The organism is Enterobacter cloacae complex sp. AR_0002 (genome assembly GCF_001922365.1).
GTDB lineage: Bacteria > Pseudomonadota > Gammaproteobacteria > Enterobacterales > Enterobacteriaceae > Enterobacter > Enterobacter hormaechei_C.
Genome location: NZ_CP018814.1, coordinates 266,304 through 285,777, shown reverse-complemented (window position 1 = coordinate 285,777; position 19,474 = coordinate 266,304). Strand labels below are relative to the sequence as shown.

General features: G+C 57.7%; 15 protein-coding genes. 6 read left to right on the top strand and 9 right to left on the bottom strand.

Annotated features, from left to right (window positions below; translation table 11 throughout):
* Nucleotides 1-111: 111 nt before the first annotated feature.
* The 4 genes from AM329_RS01500 to AM329_RS01485 form a co-directional block, all read right to left on the bottom strand.
* Complete coding sequence (locus tag AM329_RS01500) at nucleotides 112-1,011, bottom strand: Dyp-type peroxidase (RefSeq protein ID WP_003861297.1); 900 nt, start codon at nucleotides 1,009-1,011, stop codon at nucleotides 112-114.
* A gap of 92 nt (nucleotides 1,012-1,103) precedes the next feature.
* Nucleotides 1,104-1,679 carry an RpoE-regulated lipoprotein gene (locus AM329_RS01495; protein WP_003861296.1) on the bottom strand — a complete coding sequence of 192 codons (576 nt, stop codon included), beginning with the start codon at nucleotides 1,677-1,679 and terminating at the stop codon, nucleotides 1,104-1,106.
* A 63-nt stretch (nucleotides 1,680-1,742) separates the two neighbouring features.
* Nucleotides 1,743-2,192 (bottom strand): DUF2919 domain-containing protein, encoded by a 450-nt coding sequence (locus tag AM329_RS01490; protein WP_003861294.1) that lies wholly within the window; start codon nucleotides 2,190-2,192, stop codon nucleotides 1,743-1,745.
* Nucleotides 2,179-2,604, bottom strand: coding sequence for a GNAT family acetyltransferase (locus AM329_RS01485; protein WP_003861292.1), 426 nt, complete (start codon nucleotides 2,602-2,604; stop codon nucleotides 2,179-2,181). The genes AM329_RS01490 and AM329_RS01485 overlap by 14 nt, the downstream gene beginning before the upstream one ends.
* 212 nt (nucleotides 2,605-2,816) lie before the next feature.
* Here AM329_RS01485 and amiA point away from each other — a divergent pair, with 212 nt between their 5' ends.
* Both amiA and hemF read left to right on the top strand, forming a co-directional pair.
* Entirely contained in the window at nucleotides 2,817-3,692 is an 876-nt protein-coding gene (gene amiA / locus AM329_RS01480) for an N-acetylmuramoyl-L-alanine amidase AmiA (protein ID WP_023325022.1), read from the top strand.
* Entirely contained in the window at nucleotides 3,692-4,591 is a 900-nt protein-coding gene (gene hemF, locus AM329_RS01475; RefSeq protein ID WP_023325023.1) for an oxygen-dependent coproporphyrinogen oxidase, read from the top strand. Before amiA ends, hemF begins: the two co-directional genes overlap by 1 nt.
* A 110-nt stretch (nucleotides 4,592-4,701) precedes the next feature.
* Here hemF and maeB read toward each other — a convergent pair whose 3' ends face one another.
* Nucleotides 4,702-6,981 (bottom strand): NADP-dependent oxaloacetate-decarboxylating malate dehydrogenase, encoded by a 2,280-nt coding sequence (gene maeB, locus AM329_RS01470; RefSeq protein ID WP_032609794.1) that lies wholly within the window; start codon nucleotides 6,979-6,981, stop codon nucleotides 4,702-4,704.
* Between the two features lie 286 nt (nucleotides 6,982-7,267).
* Between maeB and tal the strand changes: the two genes are divergently transcribed.
* Together tal and tkt are read left to right on the top strand one after the other, a co-directional pair.
* Nucleotides 7,268-8,218 (top strand): transaldolase, encoded by a 951-nt coding sequence (gene tal, locus AM329_RS01465; RefSeq protein WP_032609797.1) that lies wholly within the window; start codon nucleotides 7,268-7,270, stop codon nucleotides 8,216-8,218.
* 19 nt (nucleotides 8,219-8,237) lie between these two features.
* Nucleotides 8,238-10,226: a transketolase gene (gene tkt / locus AM329_RS01460; protein WP_032665866.1), complete on the top strand. Its 1,989-nt coding sequence runs from the start codon at nucleotides 8,238-8,240 to the stop codon at nucleotides 10,224-10,226.
* A gap of 59 nt (nucleotides 10,227-10,285) precedes the next feature.
* Here the strand turns inward: tkt and AM329_RS01455 are convergent, their stop codons facing one another.
* The 3 genes from AM329_RS01455 to aegA form a co-directional block, all read right to left on the bottom strand.
* Nucleotides 10,286-11,329, bottom strand: a complete 1,044-nt coding sequence (locus AM329_RS01455; protein ID WP_003863552.1) for a DUF1176 domain-containing protein — start codon at nucleotides 11,327-11,329, stop codon at nucleotides 10,286-10,288.
* Between the two features lie 106 nt (nucleotides 11,330-11,435).
* Nucleotides 11,436-12,029 (bottom strand): GDP-mannose pyrophosphatase NudK, encoded by a 594-nt coding sequence (gene nudK, locus AM329_RS01450; protein WP_032609801.1) that lies wholly within the window; start codon nucleotides 12,027-12,029, stop codon nucleotides 11,436-11,438.
* Nucleotides 12,030-12,096: 67 nt separating this feature from the next.
* Nucleotides 12,097-14,073: a formate-dependent uric acid utilization protein AegA gene (gene aegA / locus AM329_RS01445; RefSeq protein WP_032609802.1), complete on the bottom strand. Its 1,977-nt coding sequence runs from the start codon at nucleotides 14,071-14,073 to the stop codon at nucleotides 12,097-12,099.
* A gap of 152 nt (nucleotides 14,074-14,225) precedes the next feature.
* Between aegA and narQ the strand changes: the two genes are divergently transcribed.
* Both narQ and acrD read left to right on the top strand, forming a co-directional pair.
* The gene (narQ, locus tag AM329_RS01435; RefSeq protein WP_032609803.1) at nucleotides 14,226-15,920 is read left to right on the top strand and encodes a nitrate/nitrite two-component system sensor histidine kinase NarQ; all 1,695 of its coding nucleotides are present in this window, start codon (nucleotides 14,226-14,228) and stop codon (nucleotides 15,918-15,920) included.
* 141 nt (nucleotides 15,921-16,061) lie between these two features.
* The gene (gene acrD / locus AM329_RS01430) at nucleotides 16,062-19,175 is read left to right on the top strand and encodes a multidrug efflux RND transporter permease AcrD (RefSeq protein WP_032609804.1); all 3,114 of its coding nucleotides are present in this window, start codon (nucleotides 16,062-16,064) and stop codon (nucleotides 19,173-19,175) included.
* Nucleotides 19,176-19,284: 109 nt separating this feature from the next.
* Here the strand turns inward: acrD and ypfM are convergent, their stop codons facing one another.
* Nucleotides 19,285-19,344 (bottom strand): protein YpfM, encoded by a 60-nt coding sequence (gene ypfM, locus AM329_RS25335; RefSeq protein WP_015572204.1) that lies wholly within the window; start codon nucleotides 19,342-19,344, stop codon nucleotides 19,285-19,287.
* Between the last annotated feature and the right edge of the window lie 130 nt (nucleotides 19,345-19,474).

Here is a 19,474-nt window from a genome sequence, read left to right as displayed (position 1 = left end):
GTAACGGTTTTATATACCGTTTAGTGATTTAGAAGCAGAAAAGGGAATAAGAGTGCGAGAGAAATTGCCGGGTGGCGCTAACGCTTACCCGGCCTACGAATGGAGAGCGATTTACAGCGCCAGCAGGCGCTCAACGGACGGCGCAAAGTAGTAGCCGCCAGTCACCGGACGGGTGAAGCGCAGCATGGCGTCACGCTTGCCGTCGGTATCGCCAAACATGCTCAGCAGCTGCTGTTCGATGTTGTAGAGCCGCGCGCAGTAAGCGCAGAAGTACAGGCCGTGCGTACCGCTCGCGGTGCCGTACGGCAGGCTCTGGCGAACAATCTTCAGCCCCTTACCGTCTTCTTTAAGGTCAACGCGGGACAGGTGGGACGTGACCGGACGCGCATCGCCGTCAATCTCTTCATTGGCGTCTTTGGTGCGGCCAATCATCATCTCCTGGTCATGCACGCTCATGCGGTTGAGCTGCCTGAGGTTATGCTCCCAGCGCTGGACGAACACGTAGCTGCCGCCCGCGTCCACGCCATCCTTGATTACAGCCACCTCGCGACGCGTCTCTTCCCCGGCCGGGTTTTCGGTGCCGTCGACGAAGCCGCTCAAATCGCGCTCTTCTACCCAGCGGAAACCGTGGATCTCTTCCTGCACGTCGATGCTGTCACCAAAGGCCTCAATCGCTGCCTGAGCGATGGAGAAGTTCACGTCATGGCGCAGGGAGAGGATATGGATCAGGACGTCATACTGGGTGGCGGGCGCAAGACCTTTGCCATAAGGAATAAAATCTTTCAGCTCTTCTGCGCCTTCGCCGCCGCTCAGCTGACGCCAGACGGTATTGCCAAAGGCAACCACCGCGCCCAGATGGGCTTCGGGGAATTTGGCCTGGAAGGTGGCCAGTTTATCAACGAAAACTTTGCTGGCCGCGCGCAGGGCATCCACATCCCCTTTGACGTTGGCTTCAATCCAAATCGCCGCGCGGCAATGTTCTGGCAAAATGCCACTCTGAACCTGAGACATCGCTCCTCCTGAAAAAAAGATGCCACGACTGCGTGGCATTGATGGCGGCTATTATACCTGGATTTCAGCGAGGCGGCTTGCTCAGGCGCAAATTACTGCTTCCAGATAATTTTGCTCACTTTCCACTTTTTCAGGGTGTCGTCAGACGGCATTAACCCTTCCGGACCGTTCCAGGTGCCGCTGAATACATAGCTAATGTGCTGGCTGCCGTCGGCCTTACACTCGACCGCCACGCTCTCCTCCGACGGCACACTGGCGCAGTGGCCAAACGCTTTCTGATAGAGTTCGCCAAACGGCGTTCCCACCTTCACGCCACCTGAGGTCGGGATCTCTTCATCCATCACCGCTATGCGGTTGACCGTACCTTTATCGCCGTTGATGACCATTGCCACCTTGTCATCTTTCAACGCTTCGAAATAGCGCACGATGTTGCCGTTCTCGGTTTTCATGCCGCTGCGCAGGCGATAATCACTGCCGATGGCATCCTGAATGGCATCCTGATCCAGCGCCGTCGAGGCGGTAATTTTGCCCACGCCCTGCTCGGTCACTTCCGTTGAGGATCCAAACCAGTTCCACGGATAGGCCGCAGACCAGTTGATGGATGAGAGCGTGGAACAGCCGGTTAACGCCAGCGGGAGAGCGCATAAAAGTAAACGCAGCGATTTCATTGAGACGTCCTTACGTAGTAAATCAACGCTTGTTGGAGTGCAGTATCGGCAAAAAGTGCCGTTTTAATCTGACTCTTGCGTAAAACAGGCGCGTAAACGGGGATTCGTGACCAGCCACAGCAGCGCAACAATATCCGCCACCACCAGCGCAATCCCGATACCCGAAAGCGGCTCGCCGTACAGCCAGAGCACGGGCTGCCAGACCAGGAGCACAACCTGCGCCAGAATCAATAGCCAGCGAAGTGCGCGCCAGAAGCGCGGGAGGAACTGCCGCCGTCCGCTGCACAGGAACGCCAGCACCGCCGGTACACCGGGCAGTAACCCCAGCCAGAACGCATCGTGATCGGGATAAAAGAGATTCAGTAGCGTATCGCCCTGCCCGCGCGACGCGCCAGCCATCACGAACAGCACCCAGGTGCGGGCCTGCAACAGCAGAACGCACCAGAACAAAAAAGGCAGACGCAGACGACCGTGAACATCATAGTCGCCAGGGTGGAACTCAGTACTCTTCATCTTCGATCAGGCGCTTACCCAGCGTCAGTACATCCGCATGCTCGTAGCCCAGGCGTTCATACATGCCCAGCACCACGTCGTTATCTTCCCGCACCATGATCTGGATTTTCGGACAGCCGCGGGCGATCAGCTTCTTTTCCAGACGGTTAAGCAGCGCGTTGGCGATGCCGCGCGCGCGGTATTCCGGGTGCACGCCCAGATAGTAGGCCGAGCCGCGGTGGCCGTCGTACCCGCCCATCACCGTCCCGACTACTTCGCCGTTGACCTCAGCGACCAGAAACAGACTGACGTCGTGATTCACCTTCCGTTCGATGTCCATCTCCGGATCGTTCCATGGACGCAGCAGATCGCAGCGCTCCCAAAGGGTGATCACCTCTTCGAAATCTTCCTGGCGAAAAACGCGTATCTCCATGGTATTAACCGCCTTTTCGGGTTTAAAAACAGTGATTATGGCGTGAACAGGGCATTTAGCCAATAACCGGGGAAAAACTCGCCAAAATTTGGCATAATGTCACTTTGTCACGTATTGAAATGAAAAGTAAAACAATTCTCAATAAGGAATGTCGTCACGCAAAACGCGATACGATATAACACCAGGACCCCAATTTTTACAATTCAGGCCGCATGAGCACATTCAAACCATTAAAAGCACTCACATCGCGTCGTCAGGTTCTCAAAGCGGGGCTGGCGGCCTTAACGTTAACGGGCATCGCAAAGCAGGCTCAGGCAAAAGACGAGAGCACGCTTAAAACCAGTAACGGACACAGCAAACCGAAAACCAAAAAAGCCGGCGCAAAGCGTCTGGTCATGCTCGATCCAGGCCACGGCGGGATCGACACCGGCGCCATTGGCCGAAACGGTTCGAAAGAAAAACACGTCGTGCTGGCAATTGCAAAAAATGTGCGCGCAATTTTACGCAGCAACGGTATTGACGCCCGCCTGACGCGCACGGGCGACACGTTTATCCCACTGTACGATCGCGTGGAGATTGCCCACAAGCACGGCGCAGACCTGTTTATGTCCATTCACGCGGATGGCTTCACAAACCCTTCCGCCGCAGGCGCCTCGGTGTTCGCTCTCTCCAACCGTGGCGCCAGTAGCGCCATGGCGAAATACCTCTCCGATCGTGAAAACCGGGCGGATGAAGTGGCCGGGAAAAAAGCTACCGACAAAGACCATCTGTTACAGCAGGTTCTGTTTGATCTCGTGCAGACCGATACCATCAAAAACAGCCTGACGCTCGGCTCGCATATCCTTAAACGGATTAAGCCCGTGCACCGTCTGCACAGCAAAAGCACCGAGCAGGCCGCGTTTGTGGTGCTGAAGTCCCCGTCCATACCGTCCGTGCTGGTGGAAACCTCGTTCATTACCAACCCGGAAGAAGAGCGTTTACTCGGCACCACGGCGTTTCGTCAGAAGATCGCGAACGCCATCGCCTCCGGGGTCATCAGTTATTTCAACTGGTTCGATAATCAAAAAGCGCACTCCAGGAAACGTTGATGAAACCGAATGCACAGCTGGTCAAAACTTTCCTGATGCAGCTACAGGACGCGATTTGCCAGAAACTTTCCGCCGCAGACGGCGGTGAATTCCAGGAAGACGCCTGGCAGCGCGAAGCGGGCGGCGGCGGGCGCAGCCGCGTGCTGCGTAACGGCGGTATTTTTGAACAGGCCGGGGTCAACTTCTCCCACGTCCACGGTGATGCAATGCCAGCGTCCGCCACGGCGCATCGGCCTGAACTGGCGGGCCGCAGCTTCGAGGCGATGGGCGTCTCGCTGGTGGTGCATCCGCATAACCCGTTTGTGCCAACCAGCCACGCCAACGTGCGCTTTTTCATCGCGGAAAAACCGGGGGCCGATCCGGTCTGGTGGTTTGGCGGCGGTTTCGACTTAACGCCTTACTATGGCTTCGAAGAGGATGCCGTGCACTGGCACACCACCGCGCGCGACCTCTGCCTGCCGTTTGGCGAAGACGTTTACCCGAAATACAAAAAGTGGTGCGATGACTATTTCTATCTGAAGCACCGCGACGAGCAGCGCGGCATCGGCGGGCTGTTCTTTGACGATCTCAACACGCCGGATTTTGATACCGCATTCAGCTTTATGCGCGCGGTGGGTGAAGGCTTTACCGATGCCTATCTGCCGATTGTCGAACGCCGCAAAAACACCGACTACGGCGTGCGCGAGCGTGAGTTCCAGCTTTACCGCCGCGGGCGCTACGTGGAGTTTAACCTGGTATGGGATCGCGGGACGCTGTTTGGCCTGCAAACCGGTGGGCGCACGGAGTCCATTCTGATGTCGATGCCGCCGCTGGTGCGCTGGGAATACAGCTACGCGCCAAAAGAAGGCAGCCCGGAGGCTGCCTTGAGTGAGTTTATTCGGGTTCGGGACTGGGTGTAACCCTTACCCCTCACCCCGGCCCTCTCCCCAAAGGGGCGAGGGTGAAAAGACGGCTCGGAGCTGTCCCCTCTCCCCTCAGGGGAGAGGTTTAGGGTGAGGGGTGGGGTTAATTACAGCGGCTGCGTCTGTGCCTCAACCACCGCCAGCGCCACCATGTTGACGATACGACGCACGGAGGCAATCGGCGTTAACACATGCACCGGTTTTGACACCCCCATCAGCACTGGCCCTACGGTCACCCCTTCAGAACTCGACACGCGCAGCAGGTTATAGCTGATACGCGCCGCTTCCACGTTCGGCATAATCAGCACGTTCGCCGAGCCTTTCAGCGGGCTATCCGGCATGCGTTCGTTACGGATGCTCTCCACCAGCGCGGCGTCGCCGTGCATCTCGCCGTCAATCATCAGCTCCGGCGCACGCTCGCGCACCAGGTCCAGCGTCTGGCGCATTTTGCACGCCGCCGCGGATTTGGATGACCCGAAGTTAGAGTGCGACAGCAGCGCCACTTTCGGCTCGATACCAAAGCGGCGCACGGTTTCCGCCGCCATCACGGTGATTTCCGCCAGTTCCTCCGGGGAAGGATCGTCGTTGACGTAGGTATCGGCGATAAAGGTGTTACCGCTTGGCAGCAGCAGCGCGTTCATTGCGCCGGCAGTATGGACGCCCTCGCGATAGCCGAAGATCTCCTGCACCACGCTGAAATGCTCATGGTACTCGCCGATGGTGCCGCAGATCAGCGCATCCGCCTCACCGCGATGAACCATGATCGCGCCGATCACCGTGGTATTGCTGATCACCGCCCGCTGCGCCTGCTCCTGGGTGATCCCGCGACGCTTCATGATCGAATAGTATTCGTTCCAGTACTCTTTGAAGCGCGGATCGGATTCGTTATTGACGATCTCAAAGTCGACGCCCGGCTTAATTTGCAGGCCCAGCTTCTGAATACGCATCTCGATCACGCTCGGACGACCAATCAGGATCGGTTTCGCCATCCCTAAGGTGATCAGCTCCTGCGTGGCATGCAGCACGCGCGCCTCTTCCCCTTCCGCCAGCACCACGCGCTTCGCGTCAGCGCGCGCCTGGGAGAAGATCGGCTTCATAAACAGGTTGGTTTTGTAGACGAACTCGGTGAGTTTATCGACGTAGGCATCGAAATCTTCAATCGGCCGCGTCGCCACGCCGGAGTCCATCGCCGCTTTAGCCACCGCTGGCGCGATCTTCACGATCAGACGCGGGTCAAATGGTTTAGGGATAATGTAGTCGGGGCCGAAGCTCAGATCCTGATCGCCGTAGGCGGAGGCCACCACTTCGCTCTGCTCGGCGTGCGCCAGCTCTGCGATAGCATGAACGGCGGCGAGCTTCATCTCTTCGTTGATTGCCGTAGCGCCGACGTCCAGCGCACCGCGGAAGATGAACGGGAAGCAGAGCACGTTGTTCACCTGGTTCGGGTAGTCCGAACGTCCGGTACAGATGATCGCGTCTTCACGCACCGCCTTCGCCAGCGGCGGCAGAATTTCCGGCTCCGGGTTCGCCAGGGCCAGGATCATTGGCGCGCGCGCCATCTTCTGCACCATCTCCTGGGTCAGTACTTTCGGGCCTGAACAGCCGAGGAAAATGTCGGCACCTTCAATGACGTCTTCTAGCGTGCGCTTGCCGTCGTCTTCCACCGCATAGGCCGCCTTGGTTTCCGCCATGTTTGGCTCGCGGTCTTTGTAGATCACGCCCTTGGAGTCGCAGACCACAATATTGTGCTTCTGCATGCCCAGCGCCACCAGCAGGTTCATACAGGCGATGGCCGCGGCGCCTGCGCCGGAGACCACCATGCGCACGTCGGAGAGATTTTTCTCTACCACGCGCAGGCCGTTCAGAATGGCGGCGGTACTGATAATCGCCGTGCCGTGCTGGTCGTCATGGAACACGGGAATGTTCATACGCTCGCGCAGCTTCTGCTCGATATAGAAACATTCCGGCGCTTTGATGTCTTCCAGGTTGATGCCGCCGAAGGTCGGCTCCAGCGCCGCCACCACGTTGATGAATTTATCCGGATCCAGTTCGTCCACTTCGATATCGAAGACGTCGATACCGGCAAATTTCTTAAACAGAACGCCCTTCCCTTCCATCACCGGCTTACCGGCCAGCGCACCGATGTTCCCTAACCCCAGCACCGCCGTACCGTTAGAGATAACGGCCACCAGGTTGCCACGGGCGGTGTATTTGTACGCTGCCAGCGGATCTTTTTCGATTTCCAGGCACGGAGCAGCCACGCCTGGCGAGTAGGCCAGCGCCAGATCGCGCTGGGTCGCCAGCGGTTTGGTCGGGGATACCTGGATTTTACCCGGAACAGGAAACTCGTGAAAATCGAGAGCGCTTTGTTTTAACTGATCATCCATCTTGTTATTCCTTTCACGTTTCGGTCAAAAAGGGTGATGTTGACGTTCCTATGCACACCCTGGTGTGCCGCATAGTATCGCCGCAGGCAGGCTCCTAAACTTTGAAGGCTGCCAAACTCTCACCATTGCAGAATAAAAATTGTTATCAATTTATAACAACCATGTTACCCGTCTCAGACAGCAATGCCTCCCCCGTCTGCTATGCTTTTTTGTTAAGTCCATCATGATTTTCTCAGAAGTGTGAACTAACGCACTCGACTAACTCTTTTATTTCCAAGGAGTAATTATGAACCAGCTAGACGGCATCAAACAATTTACCACCGTGGTTGCAGACAGCGGCGACATCGAGTCGATTCGTCACTACCAGCCGGAAGACGCGACCACCAACCCCTCGCTGCTGCTCAAGGCGGCCGGTCTTGCGCACTTTAGTCATCTGATTGATGACGCCCTTGCCTATGGCAAACAGCGCGGGCAAACGCAGGAGCAGCAGGTCGCCGAGGCCAGCGACAAGCTGGCGGTCAATATCGGTGCGGAAATTCTTAAAAGCATACCGGGACGCGTCTCCACCGAAGTGGACGCCCGCCTCTCGTTTGACCAGGAAAAGAGCATCAACAAGGCTCGCCGCCTGGTGGAACTCTACCAGGAGCAGGGGATCGATAAGTCACGCATCCTGATCAAGCTTGCGTCTACCTGGGAAGGCATCCGCGCGGCGGAAGTGCTGGAGAAAGAGGGGATCCACTGCAACCTGACGCTGCTGTTCTCCTTCGCCCAGGCGCGTGCCTGCGCCGAAGCGGGCGTGTTCCTGATTTCACCGTTTGTCGGACGTATCTACGACTGGTATCAGGCGAAACAGCCGATGGATCCGTATGTGGTGGACGAAGATCCCGGCGTGAAATCGGTGCGTAATATCTACGATTATTACAAGCAGCACCGCTACGAAACCATCGTGATGGGGGCCAGCTTCCGCCGCACCGAGCAGATCCTGGCGCTCGCGGGCTGCGACCGGCTGACCATCTCCCCTGACCTGCTGAAAAAGCTTCAGGAGAGTGAAGAGACGGTGATCCGCAAGCTTGTGCCGACCTCTACCGTTCTGCCAAAACCAAAACCCATGACCGAAGCGGAATTCCGCTGGGAGCACAATCAGGACCCAATGGCCGTGGAAAAACTGGCGGACGGCATCCGTCAGTTCGCCGTCGACCAGCGCAAACTCGAAGATCTTCTCGCTGCCAAACTTTAACCTTGCCACGGAGTGAACTATGTCCCGTAAAGAGCTCGCCAACGCCATTCGCGCCCTCAGCATGGATGCCGTACAAAAAGCCAATTCCGGCCACCCTGGCGCCCCCATGGGTATGGCTGATATTGCCGAAGTGCTGTGGAACGACTTCCTCAAGCACAACCCGACCGATCCGACCTGGTACGATCGCGACCGTTTTATTCTCTCCAACGGTCACGCATCGATGCTGCTCTACAGCCTGCTGCACCTCTCCGGCTACGATCTGCCGCTTGAGGAGTTAAAAAACTTCCGCCAGCTGCACTCCAAAACGCCGGGCCACCCGGAGATCGGCTATACGCCGGGTGTTGAAACCACTACCGGCCCGCTGGGCCAGGGGCTGGCGAATGCCGTCGGCCTGGCGATTGCCGAGCGTACGCTGGCCGCGCAGTTCAACCAGCCCGACCACGAGATTGTCGATCACTACACCTATGTCTTTATGGGTGATGGCTGCCTGATGGAGGGGATCTCCCACGAGGTCTGCTCGCTGGCGGGCACCCTGGGCCTGGGCAAGCTGATTGGCTTCTACGATCACAACGGTATCTCCATTGACGGGGAAACCGAGGGCTGGTTTACCGACGACACGGCAAAACGCTTTGAAGCCTATCACTGGCACGTGGTGCACGAGATCGACGGTCACGATCCTGAGGCGGTGAAAAAAGCGATTCAGGAAGCGCAGAGCGTGAAGGACAAACCGTCCCTGATCATCTGCCGCACCACCATCGGCTTCGGCTCGCCGAACAAAGCGGGCAAAGAAGAGGCGCACGGCGCGGCGCTGGGTGAAGAGGAAGTGGCGCTGACCCGCCAGAAACTGGGCTGGAAACACCCGGCCTTTGAGATCCCAAAAGAGATCTACAAGGCCTGGGATGCTCGCGAAACAGGTGAAAAAGCGCAGCAGGCCTGGAACGAGAAGTTTGCCGCTTACAAAAAAGCGTATCCGGATCTGGCGGCTGAGTTTACCCGCCGCATGAGCGGCGGCCTGCCGGAAGACTGGGAAGAGAAAACCCAGGCGATGATTGAAAACCTGCAATCCAACCCGGCGAAAATTGCCACCCGTAAGGCATCACAAAACACCCTGAACGCAATTGGCCCAATCCTGCCCGAACTGCTGGGCGGATCGGCGGATCTGGCGCCAAGTAACCTTACCATCTGGTCCGGCTCTAAATCCCTGAAGGAGGACATTGCCGGGAACTACATCCACTACGGCGTGCGCGAGTTCGGGATGACCGCCATTGCCAACGGCATCGCCCACCATGGCGGCTTCGTGCCGTACACCGCTACCTTCCTGATGTTTGTCGAATATGCCCGTAACGCGGCGCGTATGGCGGCTCTGATGAAGGCGCGGCAAATCATGGTGTACACCCACGACTCCATCGGACTGGGTGAAGATGGGCCGACGCACCAGGCGGTAGAGCAGCTGGCGAGCCTGCGCCTGACGCCAAACTTCAGTACCTGGCGTCCGTGCGATCAGGTTGAAGCGGCAGTGGGCTGGAAGCTGGCCGTAGAGCGTCATAACGGACCCACGGCGCTGATCCTGTCGCGCCAGAACCTGGCGCAGATCGAGCGCACGCCGGAGCAGGTGAAAAATATCGCCCGCGGCGGGTACATCCTGAAAGACAGCGGCGGCAAGCCAGACGTGATCCTGATTGCCACCGGTTCAGAGGTGGAAATCACGGTAAAAGCGGCGGAGAAACTGACCGCCGAGGGTCACGCGGTGCGCGTGGTTTCCCTGCCTTCAACGGATATCTTTGATGCCCAGGATGAGGCGTACCGCGAATCGGTGCTGCCTTCAAACGTCGCGGCGCGCGTGGCGGTTGAAGCTGGCATTGCCGACTACTGGTACAAATATGTGGGTCTGAAAGGGGCGATTGTCGGCATGAAGGGTTACGGTGAATCCGCCCCGGCCGATAAGCTGTTTCCGTACTTCGGCTTTACCGTTGAGAACGTAGTGGAGAAGGCGCTGAGCGTGCTGTAGTGCGATCTGCGTTGCCGGGTGGCGGCTGCGCCTGACCCGGCCTACAAATCGGCAAAACCCTACCTTGTGATCCACAGCGTGGGCCAGGCATCTGGCCCATTCCAGTTATCACAGCTTGGCTCTTCCGCGTAGCGTACCAGACGGAAGCGCTGGCCGTTAAAACGCCAGCGGGTCTGGATCCCACAGTCGCCAATCCCGCGTCCCAGCGCCAGCGTGGTCAGCTCGCGCGTTTTTTCATCGAAGCTGGCATTCATCAGCTCCATGTCGCTACTCTGGCTGGAAGGGGTAAACGGCAGACGCAATCTCACGCTCCTGGCCGCAAACGGTTTTTTACGCGACACCAGCCACGCCAGGTCGACGGTGTTGTACGCCCCCGCCTCACAGCTGATGATCATCAGCGCTTTGTCATCGGTCAGCGCGGTCACGCGCACCTCACGCCGGTTCGGATCGAGAGAGCACTGGCTGTGGTTCATGCGCCAGTTACCGTAATCCAGCAGATCGTTCAATTCGTTATGCGTCAGCGGCGTTGGCGTGGGGTTCACCACCGCCACCTTTTTTAATGCCGGCGCAGGCGGCACGCTCAGCGGTGGACTATCCCCTTTTTTAATCCATGCCGTTTCACTTCCGACGCGTTTTTGCTGGGCATCGATAAACAGCAGCGCCGCTTTCAGCCCGGCCAGAGAGATTGTCTGCTTCCCCCCGCGCAGAGTCAGCGCCTGACCTTCCTGAATGGTTTTCAGAAACGTGGTGATGGTGCCCGTATCGTCTGTTTTAAGATGCCAGGGGGTTAACTGCCAGTGTTGCGACGTGAGTTTAAGCGGCACATTGTCGAGCAGCAGGCGCGGGGCGATGTCAGGCTCTTTCACCGGAGGCGCCGAAAGCCCACCGAGATCAATGCGCAGGCTGGCGTCCGTTTTTGCCCCCGCACTGCGGCTCAGCGACATGACCAGACCGCGATGCTCGCCAGTGTTGCGCGCTACGCAGAAGTTCTGGTTATTGCAGGTCACCTGCCAGTCTGAAAAAGACTGCTGCGCAGGCGCAGCCCACACCCGAGGCGCGGGAAGCACGCAAATGAAGAAGATAAGAAAAACGCAGTAGCGCATGAACGGCACAGCCCCGCAAACGAATAGGTCAATCTGGGGCGTATCTTCGTGCCCTGGGCGGGCTGGCTCAATCGGATTTATCGGATAGATTTATCTGAAATACAACTTATCGCGCTTCCGCCGCGGCATTCATCAGCCCGCTGGTTTGCAGATATTGCAACAGGATCACCGCTTTACCGTCGCGGATCTCGCCGCGTTTCACCATGTCAACAGCCTTAGCGAAAGGCATTTCCAGCACTTCAATGTCTTCATCGTCCACGCCACCGCCCCGGTGCGTGCGCTGGGCATCGGTATATTCCGCAATGAAGAAGTGAACCAGCTCGGTAACCCCGCCAGGGGACATAAACAGCTCAAAGACTTTCTGCACCGCACCCACTTCAAAACCCGTCTCTTCAATGGCTTCTTTGCGGATACACACTTCCGGCTCATCGTCGTCCAGCAGACCTGCACAGGTTTCAATCAGACGTCCGTCCGCGTTGCCATTGACCCATGTCGCGATGCGAAACTGGCGGATCAGCACTACGCTTTGCTTTTCACGGTTATACAGCAGAATGGTTGCACCATTGCCCCGGTCGTAGACTTCGCGTTTATGGCGAATGACGTCCCCGTTCTTACGGGTGAGATCGTAAGTGATGTTACGCAGGACAAAGTAATTTTCAGAAAGGATTTTGTCTTTAATAACGCTAATGTTCAGAGACATACGGGCTCCACGGCAAAATGAGTCTGTTTATACTACGCTGTGAAGCCCGCTTTGTCGCCCGTCTGCGTTAATGCATGTTGCGCGGCGGCACGCCAAGCCAGTCCATGATCCCCTGCGCGGCATGGCGCCCTTCCGCCATCGCGGTGACCACCAGATCTGCACCGCGTACCGCATCACCGCCAGCAAAAATCTGCGGATTCGAGGTCTGGTAGCGATAACGGCTCTCCACGGAGGCCCTGATGCGCCCCCAGTCGTCGGTGTCGACGCCCTGCGCCTGAAGCCACGGCATGGCGTGCGGATTAAACCCAAACGCCATGATCACCGCATCCGCTGGCATGACAAACTCACTGCCCGCCACCGGGACAGGACGCCGCCGCCCCTGCGCATCCGGCTCGCCCAGACGGGTGCGCAGCATCCGGATACCGTTGACCTTTCCGTCGGTATCCAGCGTGAGCTCAACCGGCTGGACATTAAATTCAAAGGCCGCGCCCTCTTCTTTCGCGTTTTTAACCTCTTTCTTTGAGCCCGGCATGTTGGCCTCGTCCCGCCGATAGGCGCAGGTGACTTTCGCCGCGCCATGTCGCAGCGCGGTGCGCACGCAGTCCATCGCCGTATCGCCCCCGCCCAGCACCACCACGTTTAACCCCTGCGTGTCGATAAACGGCTCGTCTGCGGCAGGGTCAAGGCCCATCACGTTCCGCGTGTTCGCCACTAAAAACGGCAGCGCGTCGTACACGCCCGGCGCGTCTTCGTGAGGGATACCCGCTTTCATGGAACGATAGGTCCCTACGCCGATGAACAGGGCATCGTAGTCGTTTTGCAGTTGGGCCATCGATACGTCTTTTCCCACCTCGCAGTTCAGCTCGAAGCGGATGCCCATCGCGCTGAATATCTCTCTGCGCCGCGCTAACAGGGATTTATCCAGCTTGAAGGCCGGAATACCAAAGGTCAGCAATCCGCCGATTTCCGGATGGCGATCGTAGACCGTCACACCGACGCCGCTGCGCACCAGTACGTCGGCGCAGGCCAGCCCTGCCGGACCGGCACCGATGATGGCGACGCGCTTACCGACCGGTTTAACGTGGCTGACGTCCGGCGTCCAGCCCATCGCCAGCGCCCGATCCGAGATATACCGTTCGATATTCCCGATGGTTACCGCCCCTGACGCATCCCGCAGGGTGCAGGCGCCTTCACATAATCGATCCTGTGGACAGACGCGGCCGGTAATTTCCGGTAAACAGTTAGTCTGGTGAGAAAGCTCAGCCGCACCGATGATATCCCCCGCCCCGATCCGCTCAATCCACTGTGGAATATGGTTATGCAGCGGGCAGGTCCACTCGCAAATGCTGTGGTCGCCACATTTCAGGCACCGGGATGCTTCGCGCTGCGCCTGTTCCGGGCGAAACGGCAGGTAGATCTCGTTAAAATGACCTGCGCGCGCGTCGGGGCTGAGCTTTTCCGGCTCACCGCGCGCCGGGGTGTTTTGCATCTGTTGCCGTTTGGTTTGCGGAGGGACTGACTGAACCGCCTCGCTGTGCCACGGCAGCGCGTCCAGCCTTGCGCTGCGCTGTCGGCGCTGCTTAACCAACTTATCCAGCACGGCTGGGGTGGCGAGCGTAAGCACCTCTGCCGGGCAGTTTTCAACGCAGGCCGGGCCTTGCGGCCTTTCCAGGCAGAGGTCGCATTTGTGCGCCGAGGCCTTTACGCTGTCGTTTTCCAGCGGGGCGATCAGCATGTCCATCGTGCCAAACGGACAGGCCACCACGCAGGCTTTACAGCCAATGCATTTTTGTTGATTGACCTGTACGCTGTCGCTGTGTTGCGTGATGGCTCCGTTCGGGCAGCTTTGCGCGCAGGGCGCGTTTTCACAGTGGTGGCAGGTCACGGGGCTTTTTCGCAAGCCTGAGGTAAGGACCGTAATGCGGGGAAGAAAATGGCGCTCGCTCAGCGCGTGCTGCTCCCCGTTGTGCGCCATCACACAGGCAACTTCGCAGGTGCGACAACCGATACACTGTTGAGCGTTGGCCATAATAAAACGATTCATAACAACACCTGTTTTTGGTTCAATAACCTTATTCTTTCTATTGTTATCGTATTTACCCACAGTGGCATGGCGACGCAATGTTCAAATGCCCTGGAAGGCGAACTATTTCCAGTGAACCTGTGGCAGATCAATTTAATTCAGGAAGCCGATGAGTGACCGTTAAACGCCCCGTATCGGGAAGCCTGGCTCGGGCTTTCTTTTCGATGATTGTCTTGTCCGTTCTGATCAGCGCCATTGCGCTGGTTACACTCGCCAGCAGCCAGCGCGACGCCGAGGCGATTAACATCGCCGGATCGCTGCGCATGCAGAGCTACCGCCTGGGCTACGAAATGCAGCGCGCCAGCCCGTCACTGGCAGAGCACCGCGCGTTCTGGCAGAAAACGCTGAGCGCGCCTGCGTTGCAGAAGCTAAACCGCTGGTACGTGCCAGAGGACGTCAAACAGCGTTACCAGCAGTTGCACCTTGGCTGGCAGGAGATGGACACGCGAATCGCCAGCGGCGATACCGGGTGGTATCAGAGCCACATTGAGGATTTTGTGGGCCGGATAGATGCCTTTGTGCTGGCGCTACAGCACTACACCGAACATAAAATTCAGCTGGTGATTTTCATGTCGCTGACGGGCGGCCTGGGCATCCTGCTGCTGGCGGTGGTGACCCTGCGGCGCATCCGCCGTCAGGTTGTGCTGCCGCTGAATAATCTGGTGGCGGCGAGCGAACGTATCGAACAGGGGCAGTTCGATACCCCCGCACCGGATATTATGCTTCCCAACGAGCTGGGCCAGCTTTCCCGCGCCTTCAACCATATGTCGGCGGAATTACACACCCTGTACCGTTCCCTGGAGCACTCCGTTGCTGAAAAAACCCGCCACCTGAATGAAGCGCATCAGCAGCTCGAAATGCTGTTCAAATGCTCACAGGCGTTGAATACCGGGCAGATAGACAGCCACTGCTTCCGGCATATTTTGCAGATTGTGCATGACTATACGCAGATGAATTACCTGCAATTGCGCACCAGTGACGACTGGCAGCTTTACGAAGGACAGGAGACCCCAGGCGAGAAAATGCACAATTTACCGGTGTTAATGCAGGACACCCTGTACGGCGAACTGCGCTGGCAAAGCGCGACCGGGGATGTTCCGCTGCCGCTCATGGAAAGCGTGGCGACGATGCTGGGCCGGGGGCTCTATTTCAATCAGGCGCAGAAACATTATCAGCAGTTGCTGCTGATGGAAGAGCGCGCCACCATCGCGCGCGAGTTGCATGATTCGCTGGCGCAGGTGCTCTCCTATTTGCGTATTCAGCTTACGCTGCTGAAGCATGCCGTGCCGGGCGACAATGCCCCGGCGCAGACCATCATTACGGACTTCTCTCGCGAGCTGAATAACGCCTGGCATCAGCTACGCGAGCTGCTCACCACCTTCCGCCTGACGCTCAATCACGCCAATCTTCCTGCCGCGCTACAGGAGTCTCTTGACGGGTTGCAAAGCCAGACCAGCGCGAAGTTGGTGCTCGACTGCCGTCTCTCATCACTGGCGCTGGACGCGCAAAAACAGGTGCACCTCTTACAGATTGTGCGTGAGGCAGTGCTGAATGCGATTAAACATGCCGATGCGAGCGAGATTGTGGTCAGCTGCGTCACCACCGCGGACGGCACTCACACGGTCACGATCCGCGACAACGGTATTGGTATTGGCGACGCCAGTGAACCGCCGGGGCATTACGGGCTGAATATCATGCGCGAACGCGCGGGACGGCTCGGCGGAACATTACACTTTTCTCAGCCGCCACAGGGCGGGACACAGGTCAGCGTGACGTTCCGGACACCTGCGGCGCAGGCTGAAAAATAGCGGGAAAGAAGGCGCGCTGAAAAAAGCGCATGATAATTTACATTATCTCCTTTATTTCTCCACGTTTGACCTGGGCCTTACCGCTAAAGTTAGGCGGGCAATAAACAATAATGACGTGCAGCAAAACGAGGTCACACTTTAATGGCGAATTTTTTCATCGATCGCCCCATTTTTGCCTGGGTGCTTGCAATCCTGTTGTGTCTGACGGGTGTCCTGGCGATTACTTCCCTTCCTGTTGAGCAATACCCCGACCTCGCGCCCCCCAACGTGCGTATCACGGCGAACTATCCTGGCGCCTCGGCACAGACGCTGGAAAATACCGTCACGCAGGTTATCGAGCAGAACATGACGGGTCTTGATAACCTGATGTACATGTCCTCGCAGAGCAGTGCCACGGGCCAGGCGACGGTAACCCTGAGCTTTACGGCGGGCACGGATCCGGATGAAGCGGTGCAGCAGGTGCAAAACCAGCTGCAATCGGCCCTGCGTAAACTGCCTCAGGCGGTGCAGAACCAGGGGGTGACCGTGCGTAAAACCGGTGACACCAATATTTTGACCATCGCGTTTGTTTCAACCGATGGCTCGATGGATAAGCAGGACATCGCGGACTACGTCGCCAGTAATATTCAGGACCCGCTCAGCCGTATCAACGGCGTGGGTGATATCGACGCCTACGGCTCGCAGTACTCCATGCGTATCTGGCTGGATCCCAACAAGCTGAACAGCGTGCAGATGACCGCTAAAGATGTCACCGACGCTATCGAATCGCAGAACGCCCAGATTGCCGTGGGGCAGCTCGGCGGTACGCCGTCCGTGGACAACCAGGCGCTTAACGCCACCATCAACTCCCAGTCGCTGCTCCAGACACCTGACCAGTTCCGCAATATTACTCTGCGCGTGAATCAGGACGGTTCGGAAGTGCGTCTGGGGGATGTCGCCACCGTGGAAATGGGGGCGGAAAAATATGACTACCTGAGTCGCTTTAACGGCAATGCCGCGTCCGGACTGGGGGTAAAACTGGCCTCCGGCGCCAACGAAATGGCGACCGCGCAGCGGGTGTTAGAGCGTCTGGATGAACTGTCGCATTACTTCCCGCACGGACTGGAGTACAAAGTCGCCTACGAAACCACCTCATTCGTAAAAGCCTCCATCGAAGATGTGGTGAAAACCCTGCTCGAAGCTATCGCGCTGGTGTTCCTCGTGATGTACCTGTTCCTGCAAAACTTCCGCGCCACGCTGATCCCCACCATTGCGGTGCCGGTGGTGCTGCTGGGAACCTTTGCGGTGCTGTATGCCTTCGGTTACAGCATCAACACCCTGACCATGTTCGCCATGGTGCTGGCCATCGGCCTGCTGGTGGATGATGCCATCGTGGTGGTGGAAAACGTCGAGCGCATTATGAGCGAGGAAGGGCTTTCGCCCCGCGAGGCCACGCGCAAATCGATGGGACAAATTCAGGGCGCGCTGGTCGGTATCGCCATGGTGCTGTCGGCGGTATTTATCCCGATGGCATTTTTTGGCGGCACCACGGGCGCGATTTATCGCCAGTTCTCGATCACCATCGTCTCTGCAATGGTGCTCTCCGTACTCGTGGCAATGATCCTTACCCCTGCCCTGTGCGCGACGCTGCTCAAACCGCTGCATAAGGGCGAACACCACGGTCAAAAAGGCTTCTTCGGCTGGTTTAACCGCATGTTTAACCGCAATGCGGCGCGCTATGAAGCTGGCGTGGGTAAAGTACTGCACCGCAGCGTGCGCTGGATGGTGGTTTATGTCCTGCTGCTCGGCGGCATGGTGTTCCTGTTCCTGCGGCTGCCAACCTCGTTCCTGCCGCTGGAAGATCGCGGCATGTTTATTACCTCCGTACAGTTACCGAGCGGCTCGACCCAGCAGCAGACCCTGAAAGTGGTGCAGAAGGTTGAGAACTACTTCCATACTCAGGAGAAAGATAACGTGGTCTCCGTCTTCTCCACCGTCGGCTCTGGCCCCGGCGGTAACGGGCAGAACGTGGCGCGTATGTTTGTGCGCCTGAAAGACTGGGACCAGCGCGACAGCGATACCGGCTCCTCCTTTGCCATCATTGAGCGTGCAACCAAAGCGTTCAACAAAATCAAGGAAGCGCGCGTTTTCGCCAGCAGCCCGCCCGCCATCAGCGGCCTGGGCAGCTCAGCCGGGTTTGATATGGAGCTTCAGGATCACGCGGGTGCCGGGCATGACGCGTTGATGGCTGCTCGCGATAAACTGCTCGAGCTGGCCGGGAAAGATCCGCAGCTTACCCGCGTTCGTCATAACGGTCTGGATGACAGCCCTCAGCTACAGGTGGATATTGACCAGCGTAAAGCGCAGGCGCTGGGCGTCTCCATCGACGACATTAACGACACCCTGCAAACGGCATGGGGCTCAAGCTACGTAAATGACTTTATGGATCGCGGCCGCGTGAAGAAGGTCTACGTTCAGTCTGCCGCCAAATACCGCATGCTGCCGGACGATATCAACCGCTGGTATGTGCGCAATAACACCGGCGGCATGGTGCCGTTCTCGGCGTTTGCGACGTCACGCTGGGAGACCGGTTCGCCGCGTCTGGAGCGTTACAACGGCTATTCGGCGCTGGAGATTGTCGGTGAAGCCGCGCCGGGCGTCAGTACCGGTACCGCAATGGGCATTATGGAAAAACTGGTTCAGCAGTTACCGACTGGCTTTGGCCTGGAGTGGACGGCGATGTCCTACCAGGAACGGCTTTCCGGCGCTCAGGCGCCTGCCCTGTATGCTCTTTCGCTGCTGGTGGTATTCCTTTGCCTGGCGGCGCTGTATGAAAGCTGGTCAGTGCCGTTCTCGGTGATGCTGGTGGTGCCTCTCGGGGTCATCGGCGCGCTGCTGGCAACCTGGATGCGCGGCCTGGAAAATGATGTCTATTTCCAGGTCGGACTCCTCACCGTGATCGGATTGTCGGCAAAAAACGCCATTCTGATCGTCGAATTTGCCAATGAGATGAATGCCAAAGGTCACGAACTGATGGCCGCCACGCTGCACGCCTGTCGTCAGCGCCTGCGTCCGATCCTGATGACCTCTCTGGCGTTTGTGTTTGGCGTCCTGCCGATGGCCACCAGCTCCGGCGCAGGCTCCAGCAGCCAGCACGCAGTGGGTACGGGCGTTATGGGGGGAATGATATCCGCGACGATACTGGCTATCTATTTCGTACCGCTGTTCTTTGTGCTGATACGTCGTCGTTTCCCGCTGAAGGATAAGCCGGAATAACCCGTTGAAATAAAAAAGGCGGCTTTACAGGCCGCCTTTTTATTGTGTGATTCTTTCACACTATGGTTATTTTAGTTAATTAAGTGCTCTTGCATTTCTTACCGGAAATTCATTTACGAAGCATGCCTTCGATAAAATCTTTCCAGTTCCCCAGTTCACGTTCAATCATAACAACCTCTCTTATTATTATGCGCATTCTACGAAAACGTATCATCATTGTGAAGCCACTTTAACCGATTGCTGTGATTGAGCCCCGCTGTACTGGTAGGTTTAGGATCACTATGAGCGTTGCCGGGTAA

What these genes read in the sequence shown, in the direction of transcription:
- AM329_RS01500 (WP_003861297.1), bottom strand. Translation starts at nt 1,011, where the DNA reads ATGTCTCAGGTTCAGAGTGGCATTTTGCCAGAACATTGCCGCGCGGCG.
- nudK (WP_032609801.1), bottom strand. Translation starts at nt 12,029, where the DNA reads ATGTCTCTGAACATTAGCGTTATTAAAGACAAAATCCTTTCTGAAAAT.
- AM329_RS01455 (WP_003863552.1), bottom strand. Translation starts at nt 11,329, where the DNA reads ATGCGCTACTGCGTTTTTCTTATCTTCTTCATTTGCGTGCTTCCCGCG.
- AM329_RS01485 (WP_003861292.1), bottom strand. Translation starts at nt 2,604, where the DNA reads ATGGAGATACGCGTTTTTCGCCAGGAAGATTTCGAAGAGGTGATCACC.
- AM329_RS01490 (WP_003861294.1), bottom strand. Translation starts at nt 2,192, where the DNA reads ATGAAGAGTACTGAGTTCCACCCTGGCGACTATGATGTTCACGGTCGT.
- acrD (WP_032609804.1), top strand. Translation starts at nt 16,062, where the DNA reads ATGGCGAATTTTTTCATCGATCGCCCCATTTTTGCCTGGGTGCTTGCA.
- hemF (WP_023325023.1), top strand. Translation starts at nt 3,692, where the DNA reads ATGAAACCGAATGCACAGCTGGTCAAAACTTTCCTGATGCAGCTACAG.
- amiA (WP_023325022.1), top strand. Translation starts at nt 2,817, where the DNA reads ATGAGCACATTCAAACCATTAAAAGCACTCACATCGCGTCGTCAGGTT.
- tkt (WP_032665866.1), top strand. Translation starts at nt 8,238, where the DNA reads ATGTCCCGTAAAGAGCTCGCCAACGCCATTCGCGCCCTCAGCATGGAT.
- tal (WP_032609797.1), top strand. Translation starts at nt 7,268, where the DNA reads ATGAACCAGCTAGACGGCATCAAACAATTTACCACCGTGGTTGCAGAC.
- aegA (WP_032609802.1), bottom strand. Translation starts at nt 14,073, where the DNA reads ATGAATCGTTTTATTATGGCCAACGCTCAACAGTGTATCGGTTGTCGC.
- AM329_RS01495 (WP_003861296.1), bottom strand. Translation starts at nt 1,679, where the DNA reads ATGAAATCGCTGCGTTTACTTTTATGCGCTCTCCCGCTGGCGTTAACC.
- maeB (WP_032609794.1), bottom strand. Translation starts at nt 6,981, where the DNA reads ATGGATGATCAGTTAAAACAAAGCGCTCTCGATTTTCACGAGTTTCCT.